This window comes from Mesorhizobium sp. YR577, from assembly GCF_900116595.1.
Taxonomy (GTDB): domain Bacteria; phylum Pseudomonadota; class Alphaproteobacteria; order Rhizobiales; family Rhizobiaceae; genus Mesorhizobium_M.
This window is the reverse complement of record NZ_FPBI01000003.1, coordinates 235,827-249,959: the sequence shown is the minus strand read 5'-3', so window position 1 is coordinate 249,959 and position 14,133 is coordinate 235,827. Positions and strand designations below refer to the sequence as shown.

15 protein-coding genes are annotated in these 14,133 nt (G+C 62.6%); 5 read left to right on the top strand and 10 right to left on the bottom strand.

Annotation, left to right across the window (positions count from 1 at the left end; all coding sequences use genetic code 11):
* Positions 1 to 5: 5 nt before the first annotated feature.
* The 10 genes from BM413_RS06425 to gcvA form a co-directional block, all read right to left on the bottom strand.
* Positions 6 to 713: an ABC transporter ATP-binding protein gene (locus tag BM413_RS06425; RefSeq protein ID WP_091911532.1), complete on the bottom strand. Its 708-nt coding sequence runs from the start codon at positions 711 to 713 to the stop codon at positions 6 to 8.
* Positions 710 to 1,438 (bottom strand): ABC transporter ATP-binding protein, encoded by a 729-nt coding sequence (locus BM413_RS06420; protein ID WP_091911531.1) that lies wholly within the window; start codon positions 1,436 to 1,438, stop codon positions 710 to 712. The genes BM413_RS06425 and BM413_RS06420 overlap by 4 nt, the downstream gene beginning before the upstream one ends.
* Positions 1,435 to 2,400: a branched-chain amino acid ABC transporter permease gene (locus BM413_RS06415; protein ID WP_091911530.1), complete on the bottom strand. Its 966-nt coding sequence runs from the start codon at positions 2,398 to 2,400 to the stop codon at positions 1,435 to 1,437. Before BM413_RS06415 ends, BM413_RS06420 begins: the two co-directional genes overlap by 4 nt.
* Positions 2,397 to 3,278, bottom strand: coding sequence for a branched-chain amino acid ABC transporter permease (locus tag BM413_RS06410; RefSeq protein WP_091911528.1), 882 nt, complete (start codon positions 3,276 to 3,278; stop codon positions 2,397 to 2,399). The genes BM413_RS06415 and BM413_RS06410 overlap by 4 nt, the downstream gene beginning before the upstream one ends.
* Positions 3,279 to 3,554 (bottom strand): type II toxin-antitoxin system RelE/ParE family toxin, encoded by a 276-nt coding sequence (locus BM413_RS06405; protein WP_091911527.1) that lies wholly within the window; start codon positions 3,552 to 3,554, stop codon positions 3,279 to 3,281.
* Complete coding sequence (locus BM413_RS06400; protein WP_091911526.1) at positions 3,551 to 3,835, bottom strand: CopG family ribbon-helix-helix protein; 285 nt, start codon at positions 3,833 to 3,835, stop codon at positions 3,551 to 3,553. Before BM413_RS06400 ends, BM413_RS06405 begins: the two co-directional genes overlap by 4 nt.
* Before the next feature lie 66 nt (positions 3,836 to 3,901).
* A complete protein-coding gene (locus BM413_RS06395; protein WP_091911524.1) occupies positions 3,902 to 5,206 on the bottom strand; it encodes an ABC transporter substrate-binding protein in 1,305 nt (434 codons plus the stop codon).
* A 169-nt stretch (positions 5,207 to 5,375) separates the two neighbouring features.
* Entirely contained in the window at positions 5,376 to 6,842 is a 1,467-nt protein-coding gene (locus BM413_RS06390; RefSeq protein ID WP_091911523.1) for a hypothetical protein, read from the bottom strand.
* A gap of 196 nt (positions 6,843 to 7,038) precedes the next feature.
* On the bottom strand, positions 7,039 to 8,343 hold the full coding sequence (pncB, locus tag BM413_RS06385) for a nicotinate phosphoribosyltransferase (protein ID WP_091911521.1): 1,305 nt from the start codon (positions 8,341 to 8,343) through the stop codon (positions 7,039 to 7,041).
* Between the two features lie 122 nt (positions 8,344 to 8,465).
* A complete protein-coding gene (gene gcvA, locus BM413_RS06380) occupies positions 8,466 to 9,434 on the bottom strand; it encodes a transcriptional regulator GcvA (RefSeq protein WP_091911519.1) in 969 nt (322 codons plus the stop codon).
* 208 nt (positions 9,435 to 9,642) lie between these two features.
* Between gcvA and speB the strand changes: the two genes are divergently transcribed.
* The 5 genes from speB to BM413_RS06355 all read left to right on the top strand — a co-directional run bounded on the left by speB (position 9,643) and on the right by BM413_RS06355 (position 14,061).
* Positions 9,643 to 10,704, top strand: coding sequence for an agmatinase (gene speB, locus BM413_RS06375; protein ID WP_091911518.1), 1,062 nt, complete (start codon positions 9,643 to 9,645; stop codon positions 10,702 to 10,704).
* Between the two features lie 89 nt (positions 10,705 to 10,793).
* Positions 10,794 to 11,597 (top strand): transporter substrate-binding domain-containing protein, encoded by an 804-nt coding sequence (locus tag BM413_RS06370; protein ID WP_091911516.1) that lies wholly within the window; start codon positions 10,794 to 10,796, stop codon positions 11,595 to 11,597.
* A 3-nt stretch (positions 11,598 to 11,600) separates the two neighbouring features.
* Positions 11,601 to 12,269 (top strand): amino acid ABC transporter permease, encoded by a 669-nt coding sequence (locus tag BM413_RS06365; RefSeq protein WP_091911514.1) that lies wholly within the window; start codon positions 11,601 to 11,603, stop codon positions 12,267 to 12,269.
* Complete coding sequence (locus BM413_RS06360; RefSeq protein ID WP_091911512.1) at positions 12,266 to 12,913, top strand: amino acid ABC transporter permease; 648 nt, start codon at positions 12,266 to 12,268, stop codon at positions 12,911 to 12,913. The genes BM413_RS06365 and BM413_RS06360 overlap by 4 nt, the downstream gene beginning before the upstream one ends.
* 59 nt (positions 12,914 to 12,972) lie before the next feature.
* Entirely contained in the window at positions 12,973 to 14,061 is a 1,089-nt protein-coding gene (locus tag BM413_RS06355; RefSeq protein ID WP_091911511.1) for an ABC transporter substrate-binding protein, read from the top strand.
* Positions 14,062 to 14,133: the final 72 nt, after the last annotated feature.

The following is a 14,133-nucleotide window of genomic DNA, read 5'->3' as shown; positions in this document are numbered from 1 at the left end:
CCAGGTTACCCCACGCCGACATATCTCTGCACGAACGCCGGATCAGCCCGCAGCGCCTCGACACCCACCGTCTCCCGCGCACGCCCATTCTCGATGAAGGTCACGCGGTCCGCGACCGACAGCACGGCATCGACGCGCTGCTCAACCAGAATGGTCGAGACGCCGCGCTCGCGCAGCTTGGCCACCGTCTCGCGGATTTTCGCGATCATCGAAGGCATCAGCCCCTCGGTGGGTTCGTCGAGCAGCAGCACCTCGGGTTCCAAGCAGAGCGCGCGGGCCATGGCCAGCATCTGCTGCTCGCCGCCCGATAGCGTGCCGGAGCGCTGGCCGAGCCGGTCACGCAGCAGCGGGAAAAGGTCGAGCACGGCATCGCGCGTCGCCTTGCCCTTGGCGCGCGTCATCAGGCCGATCTCGATGTTTTCGGCCACCGTCATTTCGGCAAACAGCCGCCGGCCCTGCGGCACATAGGCGACGCCGGCCTTGGGCACGTCATGGGCGGCAAGGGTGGTCAGTTCGCGCTCGTCCAGCTTTATCGAACCGGTGCGCGCCGGCACCAGCCCCATGATCGCCTTCAGCGTTGTCGTCTTGCCGGCGCCGTTACGGCCGAGGAGACAAAGCACCTCGTCCTTTTTCAGCGTCAGCGAGAGGCCATGCAGCACCTGTACTTCGCCGTAAAAACAGTCGAGCCCGGAGATGGTCAGCGCGTCGCTCATGCCGGCTCCGTTCCGAGATAGGCGCGCTGGACCTCGTCATTGGCGCGGATGTCTTCCGGCGTACCCTCGGCAAGGATTTTGCCGGCATTCATGACGGTGATGCGGTCGGCCAGCCCCATCACCACCTGCATGTTGTGTTCGATCAGAAGCACTGTGGCGTCCTGTGCGATTTCGCGAACCAGATCCATGAAGCCGGCGATCTCGCCATCGGACAGGCCCTGCGTCGGTTCGTCGAGGATCAGCAGGCGCGGCTTCAGCGCCAGCCCCATGGCCACTTCGAGAAGCCGCTGATGGCCGTAGGACAGCGTGCCGGCGAGGCTGTTAGCGCGGTCGGCCAGGCCGGTGCGCTCGAGTGCTGTCATGACACCGGCATGCAGTTTTGCGCGCGAGCGGCCGTCGGTCAGCGTGCGCTGCATCGGCAAGGCGACATTGTCATAGGCGCTGAGATGGGCGAACACGCTGGTGATCTGGAACGTATAGGCAATGCCGCGGCGAACGCGCCGATAGGCCGGCAGGTGGGTGATGTCGTTGCCGTCGAAGATGATGGTGCCCGAACTCGGCATGACCCGGCCGCAGACGAGGCTGACGAAGGTCGTCTTGCCGGCCCCGTTGGGGCCGATGATGGCGCGGATCTCGCCGGGCAGCAGGGAGAAATCGACGCCGTCGACTGCGCGCAGGCCGCCATAGTTCTTCCTGAGATCGCGTGTGGTGAGCAGCGGCGTCATGGCAGCCACCGTATCCAGCGTTCGCGGATGGTACCGAGAATGCCTTTCGGGAAATAGAGCACCAGCAGGATAAGCGCGACGCCGACGATCAGCAGATAGGCCGAAGTGTAGCTGGAGGTGATGTCGACGACATAATACATGAACAGCGTGCCGACGAAGGGGCCGAGCGTGGTGGCGGCACCGCCGAGCAGCACCCAGAGCAGCGGCAGGATCGAATACTGTACCGAGGCGAAGCTCGAGCCGACATAGCCGAACAGCAGCGCATAGGCAGCGCCCGCCGAGGCGCAGATGACGCCGGAGACGACGACCGCGACCAGCTTGTTGGCGAAGGTGTCGTAGCCCAACATCTTCGTGCGTTCCTCGTTTTCGCGGATGGCGACCAGCACGCGGCCATGGGCGGAGCGCACGACGAAAAGCGTGATCAGAAGCACGACGGAAAACAGTACAAGCGCCGCCATATAGCGCGTCGCTGGATGCGTGAGGTCGAGATAGAAATCGCCGATGAAGAGCCGGCGGGTTTCCTGGCCGAGAACGAGGCCGTCGTCGCCGCGCGTCCATTCGCTGAAATAGAAGGTCAGGAGATAACAGACCTGCGCGAACATCATGGTGACGATCATGAAGGCGACGCCGGTGGTACGCAGCGCCAGCAGGCCAATGGCGAGCGATAGCACCGCACCAGCGACAAGCCCGGCGGCAAAGGCCGCCGGCATGGCCCAACTGAGGTGATAGGCGGTGAGCCCCGCGCCATAGAGCCCGGCGGCGAAGAACATGGCGTGGCCAAGGCTGAGCAGGCCGGCATAGCCGAACAGCATGTTGTAGCCCATGGCGAAGACGGAAAGCACCATGACGCGCGCGAGCACGCCATGGTGATATTCGGGGAGAATAAAATTCAGCGCGAACAGAATCGCAATGACGGCGATGTGGAGCAGGAAAACCTTGGCTGACGCGTTGTTTCCCGTCATCGGCTGGCCGTCCCGAACAGGCCTTGTGGGCGAAACACCAGCACCATGGCGACCAGCAGCGTGGCGATGATCTTGGCCAGCGTCGGCGAGAAGAAGGCCGAGATGATGCCGTCGGAAAGGCCGATCAGCACGGCGGCGACGACGGTGCCGCGCAGCGAGCCGAGGCCGCCGATGATGACGACGATGAAGGAGAGCAGAAGCGGGTCCATGCCCATCAGGTAGTGGGCCTGGGTGATCGGCACGATCAGCACGGCAGCGACCGCGGCCAGCATCGCCCCGAGCGCGAAGACGCCGGCATAGACGCGGTCGACGGGGATGCCGAAGGCCTGCGCGGTTTCGCTGTCATATTGCGTGGCGCGCATGACGAGGCCGATTTTCGTGCGCGTCAGCACGAACCATGTCGCCGTAAGCAGGACGATGGACGCGGCGATGATCGACAGCTTGTAGCCGGAATAGCCGAACCACGGGAACAGGATGCGATAGGTGAAAGGCGCATCGACCGGCCGCGCCTGCGGGCCGTAGAAAGTGAGCGCAAGCTGCTGGATGATGTAGAGCATGCCGATGGTGGCGACGATGGTCGCTTCGGGATTGTAGTTCAGCCGGCGCAGCACCAGCCGTTCGGCCACAAGCGCTACGGCCCCGACGATCAGCGGGCTGATGACCAAGGCTGCTAGGAATCCGATGGCCGGATGGCCGGTGACCAGCGAGGCGATCCACCATGCCAGCACAGCACCCAGCATGAAGAACTCGCCATGGGCGACATTGACCACGCGCATGACGCCGAACACCAGCGAAAGGCCAAGCGCCATCAGCGCCAGCACGGCACTTGTGACGAGGCCTTCGAGGGCGGCGAGGAGGAGGTGGGGTCCGAAGGCCATTCAGTGATCGCCTTCGGGTTCGACCGGCGGCCACTGGCGGGAGGTGTGGACGAGCGCCATGATCGAAACGGCCTCCCGATAGTTCGAATGGGCAACGAACTCGCGCGTGCCGGTTATCGCACCCAGTTTTCCGGAGTAGGGAGAATGTGCCAGCAGCCTGGCGACGGCCCGAAAGCGAGTGTTCATGCGCCGTGCCGCCTGAGGATTGTCCAGCCAGATGTAGTCAATGATATCTTTCAGGTCTCGCTTTGCAGTAGCCGTCCATTCCAGCCTCACTCGGCAGCCTCTCGGCCTTTGTTCTCGAGCTTCGTGAGCAGCAGGTCCATCTCGGCCTCGACCTCCTCGTTCGAGAAGACCCGTCCAGCGGCGATGTCCGCGCGTGCAGCATCAACCTTGCGCTGCAGGAACGCGACATAGTCACGGTTCTGCTGGACAAAATCCCGCATGAATTCGCGCACGATCTGCGAGGCGGGGCGATCTTCGGCCTTTGCCGCCGCCATGAACGCATCGCGCAGTTCGGGCTCCAGCTTCATCGTGAAGACAGCTTCTTTCGGCATGATAGCCTCCTTTTCGGTACTGACGATGTATATACGCCGTCAGTACCTTTCCGGCAACGTCTCAGCTTACAGCGGCTGCGTCGTGTAATCGCCTTCGGCCTCGTACATGCCGTCCTCGATCGAGGTGCGGTGCACGACCTTCAGCTTGCCGCCTTCCACCTTGGAGATGTTCTGGTGGCCGAAGCACTGGTGGATCTTGCCGTTGAAGGTCTTGTCGCCCTGCGGGTGTTCCGGGCCCTCCTTGAACTCGGTCAGCGCCTCGGTTGCCTCGACCAGCTTGCCGCGATCCTCCGGCCCCTTGTAGCCGGCGTCTTCCATTGCCTTCTTGATGACGTAGAGCGTTTCCCAGCAGCCGAACATATGGGCGGCGGTGGAGACGTCCTTGGGGTCACCGACGGCAGCGCCATTCTCGTCGATGCCGACGGCAGTGCGATAGGCCTTCTGTGCGTCGGAATCGTTCTCCTGCGCATAGCGCGGCGAGCCTTCCCAGAAATGGCTGCCATCGAGGAATTCGAGGCCGGGGCTGTTGATGTCGACGGCCTCGAGCGAATCGATGAAGCCGAAAAGCTGCGGCCGGTTCGAGCCGTAGAATTCGCCGAGTTCCTTGACGAAGGTCAGCACGGCCGGGCCGACCATGACGTGGTAGATGACGTCGGTCTCAGCCGGAATCTGCGGGAAATAACGCGTGAACGAGCTTTCGGTCGGCGGGATGGCGATCTGCGCGATGACCTCGGCGCCCTGCGCCTTCAGCGCCGGCGGCAGGTAGTCGCGATGGTCGTAGCCGAACGCAAAATCCGGATAGATCATCGTGACCTTCTTGCCGGCATTGGCCGCGATCCACGGTGCGACCGACTGCACCTGGCTCTTCACGTCGGTGATGCCGGGCTGGAAGCAGTAGCGGTTGAGCTTGGTCGAGGCGACGTGGTGGCCTTCGCTGACCACGTAGTATGGGATTTTCAGTTCGCCCGCCGTCGGCGCCGAGCCGATGACGACATGGGAAAACAGCGTACCGAAGACGATGTCAGTCTTGTGCTGGCTGGCGAATTTGGCCACCACTTCGGCGCCGCGCTTGGGGTCGGTGCCGTCGTCCTCGATGACGATCTCGACAGGCCGCCCGGTGATGCCGCCGGCATCGTTGATCAGTTTCACGGCGGCCGCCGTGGTCTTTTCATACCAGCGGCCATAGGCGGCGCCGATGCCGGTGCGGTGCGACTGGAAGCCGATCTTGATCGGTGCTGAGCTTTGCGCCTGCGCATAGCGGACAAAGCCGGGCGCGGCCGCGAGGCCGGCGGTTGCGGCAAGCCCCCTCAGCGCGGTGCGGCGGTTCAAGCGAAGGCCATCCGGCCCCAGAATCCTGCTTTTGTCGGTCATGTCGGTTCCCCTTGTCTTATGACTTATAACCGCTGATCAGCATCATTCGCCTCGCCCATTTTCGAGGCGAAAAATTGCATGTATACAAACTAAATCACCAAAGTTCCGGCATGGCAATAGCTGCTTCCCTTAGGGGAAGTTCGAGCTGTGTTCCAGCTTGAAAACAGCGTCAGCCGGCGGTCGGTGTCGACAGCAGCCACAGGCCGAAAACGGTATAGCCGATCATCAGGATCGTCAGCGGCAACTGGCTGAGCGCGGCCTGTCTGGCGCTTGGATGCAGGCGGTAGGCCAGACCATGCGCGATGAGGACGGCCAGCACATGCCCGCCGATGATTGCCGCGGCCTGCGCGTTCCACAATGTCCAGGCGGATTGGTAGCCGGCGACGATGCCGGCGCCGACCTGAAAGCCGGCGGTGCCGAAAAGGTTCCAGCCGCTGGAAAACGGGTCGGACAATGCCACCAGCGCATATTGGCCGTTGACGAGGAAGGCGGTGAGATAGTGTGAAAAGTGATAGGCGAGCGCGATCGGCACGATCGACCAGACCAGCAGCCCGGCGGATTTGGCGAAGGGCAGGCGGCTGCCGGCAAGGCGCTCGCCGAGGAACACGGCCAGCAGGTACACGCTTGATAGGGCAACGAACATCAGCGCCAGCCCGACCGTGTTCGTCGTCATCACGGCCGAGCGGCCCGGAAATTCCAGCGGGTTGATGCCGTTGAGGCCGAGCCAGAAGAAGGTTTTCGACAGGCCGTCGAAGGAGACGGAGCTGAGCGCCAGCAGGAGAAAGAACATACCGCTAGCCGGCAAAGGATTTTCCGCCCAGAGTTTCGCGCCGGGGAGGCAGAGTTTTGCCGATATGCCCCGGGATGACGCCCGGTGATCGGCCTCGACCACCCCAAACCGTGACACTATGCGAAAAAACACCGACAGGAATTCTCCGCGCCGGCTCCAGTCTTCATAACCGAAGGCGATGACAGCCAAGAAGCTCAGCAGCCAGTAGATGCCAGCTGCCCAGGCGAGCCGCGCGGGGTCGTCGGGTGCAGGATCGATCAGCTCGAACCAGGCGAAGGCGAAGAACAATATGAGCGCCGGCCAGTAGCCGGCCCATTCGGGCATTCGCCTGTAGCGCAGCACCGGAAAGATGACAGTCGCGACGCGCCACGGCCCGTACCACGGGTTGATCCATGCCCAGAGATTGCCGAACAGGCCCTGCACCAGCGTCAGCCCGACCCACAGCAGCGTCCAGACGGTCAGCGGCAGCGGGTTGGAAAGCGGATCGCGGCTGCCGAAAAAGCCGGCGCCGACCAGAACGGCGAAAATGGCGAAGGCGATGAGGCTGGTGAAGACGCGCGAGCTTTCATTGAGCGGGAAAAGCGCAAGACGTTTGGCGGCGATGCGTTCCAGCAGGGCTGGCGGCAAGACGGCCAGCACCAGAAAACTTGCTGCAACGGCGATAGCGCCGCCGGTGAGGTAGTAGCCGGTCGGCATAAGCAGGACATAGCCGCGATCGGAAGCGTGGGCGAAGGCGGGACTGGCAGGCAGGAGTAAAACGAGAGTGAGGAACAGGATAGCCGGTGCGGAATGAGAAAACTGGAATCCGTGCCCTACGTCACCACCCCCCTCTGTCCTGCCGGACATCTCCCCCGCAAGGGGGGAGATTAGCAGTGGCGACGCCGGCTCATCTCCTACACCGTTTGAGATTGGCGAAATCGTTGATGAAAGTCTGATCTCTCCCCTTGCGGGGGAGATGTCCGGTAGGACAGAGGGGGGTGGTGACGAGAGCAGCGGTGTCAAGATTTAATCTCCCGATTGCTCCAGCCTGCCTACTAGCCCCTCACACCTTCACCAAATGCTCCACGCGGTCCTTCTCGCCAAAGATCCGCAGATAGCGCTCTATCTCGCGTTTGTCGCCGGTCGCCTTGGCCGGATTGTCGGAGAGTTTCACTGCCTCACGGCCGTTGACCTTGGTGACCTTGCAGACCAGTGAGATGGCGTTGAGGCCGCGGGTTTCCATCGGCGCGCAGCCTTCGAAATCATTGGTCAGGTTGGTGCCCCAGCCGAAGGACATGCGCACCTTGCCTTTGAAATGGCGGTACGTCTCCTCGATCGTCTCGACCTCAAGCCCATCGGAGAAGATCAGCAGCTTCTTCTTCGGGTCGACGCCCTTTTCGCGCCACCAGGCCATGATCTTTTCGCCGGCCTCGATCGGCGGGGCGCTGTCGGGGCGGAAGCCGGTCCAGTCGGCGATCCAGTCCGGCGCGTCGCGCAGGAAGGCGGTGGTGCCGAAGGCGTCGGGCAGGACGATCAGGAGGTTGCCGCCGTAGTAACGCTGCCAGTCCTGCAGCACCTTGTAAGGCGACTTGCGCAGCTCCTGCTCGCTGTTGGTCAGTGCCGCCAGCACCATCGGCAGCTCATGGGCGTTGGTGCCGAGCGCTTCGAGGTCGTTGTCCATGGCCAGAAGCACGTTCGACGTGCCGGTGAAAGCCTCGCCGATGCCTTCCTTCAGCGCTTCCACGCACCAGCGCTGCCACAGGAAGCTGTGGCGGCGGCGCGTGCCGAAGTCGGAAATCTTCAGGTCCGGCAGCTGGCGCAGCCGCTCGGTCTTGGTCCACAGCTTGGCCTTGGCGCGGGCATAGAGAACGTCGAGCGCGAACGGCGCGAACGGCTTCATCGCCGAGCGCGAGCGCAATTCGTTGATGATGGCGAGCGCCGGGATTTCCCACAGCGTCGTGTACATCCACGGACCGTGGAATTCGAGCTCATACTGGCCGTCGCGCTTGGTCAGCTCATATTCGGGAAGCTGGAAATCCTCCAGCCAGGCCAGGAACTCCGGCTCGAAGATCTGCTTGCGGCCGTAGAAGGTGTTGCCGCCCAGCCAGATCATCTCCTTCTTGCTGAAGCGCAGCGTGCGGGCATGGTCCAGCTGGTCGCGCAGTTCCTGCTCGTCGATTTCCTCGCCGAGCTTCACCGAGGTGGTGCGGTTGATCAGCGAGAAGGTGACGTCGACATTCGGATACATGCCCCAGATCATCTGGAGCATCAGCAGCTTGTAGAAATCGGTATCGAGCAGGCTGCGCACGATGGGGTCGAGCTTCCATGCGTGATTGTAGACGCGCCGCGCAATATCGGTTTTCGCCATTCACCAAGTGCCTTTTCATGCCGCTTCGGACTGTCCGACAGCGCTAATATCACTGAATTTGACGTTGCGCTTCATGATTGCCGCTCTGGACCGACAAAAAATGAGCCGGCGACAGAGATTGGTTATGGCTCGACCGGGGCGTTTGCCTTCTGCGAGCGGCGCTTGCGGATGCTGATCTGGCCAGCGACGGCTGCCTCGGTCCGGCCCGCCGCCTCCTCGCCTTCGCCGTAGAGCCAGTCGATGAAGACCTGCGCCACGGGCGCTGAGCGCACCTCGTTGCGGCAGATGACGTAGAAGGCGTAGCTGGCGGGAACCGACAGGTTGAACGGCGTCACCAGCTGGCCCTTGGCGAGCAGGCCGCTGGCGGTGACTGAATCGCCGAGCGCAACGCCATGGCCGCTGATCGCCGCCTCGGTCGACAGCCGCGCATCGCTGAAATGGTGTTCGCGCCCGCGGTTCAGGTCCAGCGCCTCGGCTGCGGCAAGCCAGGTATGCCATTCGCGGCCGTCATCGCCGTGCAGCATGACGTGGTCGGCAAGGTCACGGATGGTGCGAATGGGCCGGTTGTTGATCAGCGTCGGGCTCACCACCGGAAAGAGCTCCAGATTGAGCCATTTCTTCAGCCAGCAATCGGCCCAGTTGCCGTCGCCATAATGCACGCAGACATCGATATCGGGCGAGCGGATATCCTGCGGGTCGTTGGAGGCGATCAGCTTGAGCCTTATGTCGGGAAAACGCGCCATGAAACTGCCGAGGCGTGGGATCAGCCACAGCGACAGCAGCGCCGGCACGCAGCTTATGGTCAGCGTGCCGGAACTCGTCGGCCGCGTCATGCGCGCGGTGGCCGCAGCGATGCCGTCGAAGGCGCTCGATACCGCCGGCAGAAGCTCTGCGCCCTGCGGTGTCAGCTTGAGCCGCTGGCCGATACGCTCGAACAGCTTGACCCTAAGCGAAAGCTCCAGCGCGCGGATCTGGTGGCTGATGGCGCCATGGGTGACGTTGAGCTCGCCGGCGGCCTTGCTCAGCGAGCCATGCCGCGCCGTTGCTTCGAAGGCGCGCAGCGGGTTCAGCGGTGGCAGGCGCTTGCTCATAGGCGGTTTCCGGTAGCACTCGCATGTGAGAAAATCTCACAATCGAAGCTTTAACAATATCAATTGATTTTTCAACGCGCCTGCCCAAGAATTCAGACGGAACAGAAGGTGCGGGATTGCACTTTCACGCAGGAGCGAGACGGCGAAAACGCCGCGAGGGACTCCGGCAGACCACCGTCCAGTACGGCAATTCAGGGAGACTACCGGCATGGGTTTCGATCGTGGCAAGCTCGACGCGTTGCGCCGCAAATATGGTGAGAGCCATGGCGGCGAACTGTTTAACCCCCAGTTCCGGCGCGTCGCCGACAAGATTTTCTCCAAGAGTGGCACGCGGCTGGCGCCCTATTCGGGCATCCCGACCTTCCTGACCGCGCCTTACGTGCAGGTCGACAACGACAATCCCGATTTCGGCGATCTCCAGGTTGCGATGATCGGCGTGCCGATGGATCTCGGCGTCACCAATCGTCCTGGCTCCCGCTTCGGCCCGCGCGCGCTGCGCACCATCGAGCGCATCGGGCCGTATAATCACGTGCTCGACTGCGCCCCGGTGCAGGATCTGCGCGTCGCCGACATTGGCGACGTGCCGTTCCAGAGCCGCTATCGTCTCGAGCTCAGCCATGACGATATCGAGCGGCGCATCAACCAGATCGTCGATGCCGGCGTGCTGCCGCTGTCGGTCGGCGGCGACCATTCGATCAGCCATCCCATCCTCAAGGCGGTCGGCAAGAACCGCCCGGTCGGCATGATCCATATCGACGCGCATTGCGACACCGGCGGCGCCTACGACCTGACCAAATTCCACCATGGCGGCCCGTTCCGCAACGCGGTGCTGGACGGCGTGCTCGACCCGACCCGCACGGTCCAGATCGGCATTCGCGGCTCGGCCGAATATCTGTGGGAGTTCACCTATGAATCCGGCATGACGGTCATCCACGCCGAAGAGGTGACGGGCATGGGCATTCCCGCCGTCATCGAAAAGGCGCGCAAGATCGTCGGCGACGGCCCGACCTATCTTTCCTTCGACATCGACAGCCTCGACCCGGCGTTTGCGCCCGGCACCGGCACACCGGAAGTCGGCGGGCTGACGACGCGCGAGGTCCTGGAAATCCTGCGCGGCCTGAAAGGCCTCAACCTCGTCGGCGGCGACGTCGTCGAAGTGGCGCCGCAATATGACTCGACCACCAACACCGCCCATGCCGGCGCGCAGGTTCTGTTCGAGATATTGAGCCTGATGGTGTTCAGTCCCGCCGTCAAAGACAGGAAGGCCTGATCCAGTTTTAGCCATCGGCCTGGAACCGATGGCAGGGCGGCCCGCCTGGGCCGCACCGACAATAATGATTTTCCAGAAGGGGAACCAAAATGACCATGCATTCGCATCTCAAATCGTCCTTTGCCGCGTTGCTGCTGCTCGGCAGCGCCGCCATCGCCACGCAGCCAGCCCACGCTGATGCCCTTGAAGACATCGCAAAGGCCGGCGTCATCAATGTCGGCGTTTTTGCCGACTTTCCGCCCTTCTCCTCGGCCAGCGCCGATATGAGCCTCAAGGGCTACGACATGGAAGTCGCGCAGTTCATCGCCGACTCGCTGAAGGTAAAGCTCAACACGGTCGCGGTGACCGGCCAGAACCGCATTCCCTACCTGACCGACCATCGCGTCGACCTGCTGATGAGCGTCGGCTACAGCAAGGAGCGCGAGCAGGTCATCGACTTCGCCGTCGCTTACGCGCCTTACTATATCGCGGTGATCGGACCCGCCGCCCTTGAGGTCAAGGACAAGGCCGCGCTGGCCGACAAGAGCATCGCCGTGAACCGTGGCACGCTGGAAGACACGTCGCTTACGGAAGCGGCCCCGGCCACAGCCGACATCAAGCGCTTCGACAATTACAATGCGGTGATCCAGGCCTTCATTTCGGGCCAGACCCAGCTGATGGTCGTCGGCAACGATGTCGGCGCGCAGGTTCTGGCGCGCCAGGAAGCGCTCAAGCCCGAGCAGAAGTTCCAGCTGCTGACCTCTCCCTCGCATATCGGACTGAACAAGAACGAAGAGGGGCTGAAGAAGGCGGTCAACGACGCCGTCGCCAAGATGCTGGCCGACGGACAGTTGAACAAGGCATCGGAGGAATGGCTGAAGACGCCGCTCAATCCTGAAAACCTCAAGGATTGATCTGTGGGCTACAGCCTCGATTTCGGCTGGCTTTACGAGGCCTCGGGCGCAATTGCCCGGGGTGCTGCCGTGACGGTCATGCTGATCGTGGTGACGACGCTGGCCGGGACGTTCATCAGCGTCCTTGCCGCGGCCGGCCGGCGCAGCGGCTATCGCTGGCTCCGCCTGGCGATAACCGCCTATGTCGAGGTGATCCGCAACACGCCGTTTCTGGTGCAGCTCTTCTTCATCTTTTTCGGCCTGCCCAGCCTCGGCATCAGGCTCGACCCCATCCTCGCCGCGATCTTGGCGATGACGCTCAACATGGCGGCCTATACGACGGAGATCGTCGGTGCCGGTCTTGATGCGGTGCCGGTCGGCCAGAAGGAAGCTGCACTGTCTTTGGGCTTGCGGCCGCGACAGGTGTTCGTCAAGATCGTCCTGCCGCAGGCGCTGAAGGTCATCTTCCCGGCGCTGACGAGCCAGATCGTGATCATGATGCTCGAATCCGCAGTCGTATCGCAGATCGCCGTCCGCGAACTCACTTATGAAGCCGACATGCTGCAGGCCAGGACCTTCCGCGCCTTCGAGACCTATTTCGTCGTGACGATGGTCTATCTCGGCCTTTCGATCGCGCTGCGGCGCATGCTGGTTTCGGTTGGACGCCGCACACTCTCGGCAGGTGTGACATGATCGAGTTCACCTTCTGGGACATTCTGCGAAACCTGCTGTTTGCCACGCGCTGGACGATCCTCTTGTCGATCGCAGCCTTTGTCGGTGGCGGCGTGGTCGGCATCGTCATCCTCTTCCTCAGGATTTCCAAGGCGAAATGGCTTCGCCGCTTTGCCAGCGGCTACATCGCGCTGTTCCAGGGAACGCCGCTTCTGATGCAGCTTTTCCTGATGTTCTTCGGCCTGCCGATGCTCGGCTTTCGCATCGAGCCGTGGACTGCGGCGGTGCTTGCGCTGACCTTTTTCGCCAGTGCCTATCTTGCCGAGATATGGCGGAGCGGCGTCGACGCCTTGCCGCGCGGCCAGTGGGACGCGGGCGCGAGCCTGGGACTGCACTATATTCAGGAACTGCGCCTCATCATCCTGCCGCAGGCGTTCTCAATCACGCGGGCGCCGATCGTCGGCTTCCTCGTCCAGCTCATCAAAAGTACGGCACTGACCTCGATCATCGGCTTCGAAGAGCTTCTCAGGACCTCGAATGCGATCAACAATGCGACGTTCGAACCCTTCACGGTTTACGGGCTGGTCGCGCTGATCTTTTTCGTGCTGTGCTATCCGCTCACCCAATATGCCAGAATGCTGGAGAGCCGTGCCGCCGCACATTGAATTCACTTGAACGACCGTGGGAACAGCCGCAAAAGCGGCATGAATAGAGGAGAACGAAAATGACCGAATTTCTGAAAACCAGTCTCAGCCGCCGCGGCGTGCTGGGCGCGGGCGTTGCGGGTGCCGCATTGCTTGCCATGCCTGCCGTGCTGCGCGCGCAGGACAAGTCGCTGAAGGTCGGCGTCTATGGCGGCTATTTCAAGAAGTCCTTCGACGAGCACATCTTCCCGGAATTCACCAAGGCGACCGGCATTGCCGTCGAATCCATCGCCGAGCCGACCGGTGAAGCCTGGCTGGTGCAGCTCGAACAGGCGGCCAAGGCAGGCCAGGCGCCGGCCGATGTTTCGATGATGTCGCAGACCTCGACGCTGAAAGGCCAGGCGACCGAACTGTGGACGCCGATCGATATCGCCAAGATCAAGCATGGCGGCGACCTGCTCGACCGCTTCGTCAACAAATATCCGGACGGCCGCATCGCCGGCGTCGGCGCGGTGGCGTGGTACATCACGCTGGTCACCAACACCGATGTCTACAAGGAAGCGCCGACTTCGTGGGAAGCCCTGTGGGACCCGGCAAATGCCGACAAGCTCGGCCTTCTGGCGCTGGCCTCCAACTCCTTCCTGCTGGAAGTGACCGCCAAGACCTTCATGGGCGGCACCAATGCGCTCGACACCGAGGAAGGCCAGTTGAAGGCCTTCGAGAAGCTCGCCGAGGTCAAGCCGAACGTCCGCCTCTGGTATCGCGACGAGGCGCAGTTCGAGCAGGCGCTGAAGTCGGGCGAAATCCCGATGGGCCAGTACTATCACGACGTCACCGGCCTTGCCGCAGCCGACGGCCAGCCGGTGCGCTCGACCTTCCCGAAGGAAGGCGGCATCCAGGATTCCGGCAACTGGGTCCTGACGCGCGCGTCCAAGAAGGTCGACGAGGCGCATGCCTTCATCGACTATATGAGCCAGCCGGCGATCCAGGGCCTGATGTCGCGCAAGGTCGGCACCGCGCCGACGCTGAAGAAGGAAGTGCTCGACCTCAAGCCGGAAGAGTTCGCCGCCGTGTCTTCCGACATCGAGCCGATCATCCCGCGCTACGATCTCTACACGACCAAGTCCGACTGGATTAACCAGAAGTGGACCGAGCTGATCGTCGGGTAAACGGCGGTTCTTCCTTCTCCCCGTCACTATACGGGGAGAAGGTGGCCCGAAGGGCCGGATGAGGGGCGGCAC

What these genes read in the sequence shown, in the direction of transcription:
- BM413_RS06410 (WP_091911528.1), bottom strand. Translation starts at nt 3,278, where the DNA reads ATGGCCTTCGGACCCCACCTCCTCCTCGCCGCCCTCGAAGGCCTCGTC.
- BM413_RS06360 (WP_091911512.1), top strand. Translation starts at nt 12,266, where the DNA reads ATGATCGAGTTCACCTTCTGGGACATTCTGCGAAACCTGCTGTTTGCC.
- BM413_RS06390 (WP_091911523.1), bottom strand. Translation starts at nt 6,842, where the DNA reads ATGTCCGGCAGGACAGAGGGGGGTGGTGACGTAGGGCACGGATTCCAG.
- speB (WP_091911518.1), top strand. Translation starts at nt 9,643, where the DNA reads ATGGGTTTCGATCGTGGCAAGCTCGACGCGTTGCGCCGCAAATATGGT.
- BM413_RS06415 (WP_091911530.1), bottom strand. Translation starts at nt 2,400, where the DNA reads ATGACGGGAAACAACGCGTCAGCCAAGGTTTTCCTGCTCCACATCGCC.
- BM413_RS06420 (WP_091911531.1), bottom strand. Translation starts at nt 1,438, where the DNA reads ATGACGCCGCTGCTCACCACACGCGATCTCAGGAAGAACTATGGCGGC.
- BM413_RS06355 (WP_091911511.1), top strand. Translation starts at nt 12,973, where the DNA reads ATGACCGAATTTCTGAAAACCAGTCTCAGCCGCCGCGGCGTGCTGGGC.
- pncB (WP_091911521.1), bottom strand. Translation starts at nt 8,343, where the DNA reads ATGGCGAAAACCGATATTGCGCGGCGCGTCTACAATCACGCATGGAAG.
- BM413_RS06400 (WP_091911526.1), bottom strand. Translation starts at nt 3,835, where the DNA reads ATGCCGAAAGAAGCTGTCTTCACGATGAAGCTGGAGCCCGAACTGCGC.
- BM413_RS06395 (WP_091911524.1), bottom strand. Translation starts at nt 5,206, where the DNA reads ATGACCGACAAAAGCAGGATTCTGGGGCCGGATGGCCTTCGCTTGAAC.
- BM413_RS06370 (WP_091911516.1), top strand. Translation starts at nt 10,794, where the DNA reads ATGACCATGCATTCGCATCTCAAATCGTCCTTTGCCGCGTTGCTGCTG.
- gcvA (WP_091911519.1), bottom strand. Translation starts at nt 9,434, where the DNA reads ATGAGCAAGCGCCTGCCACCGCTGAACCCGCTGCGCGCCTTCGAAGCA.
- BM413_RS06425 (WP_091911532.1), bottom strand. Translation starts at nt 713, where the DNA reads ATGAGCGACGCGCTGACCATCTCCGGGCTCGACTGTTTTTACGGCGAA.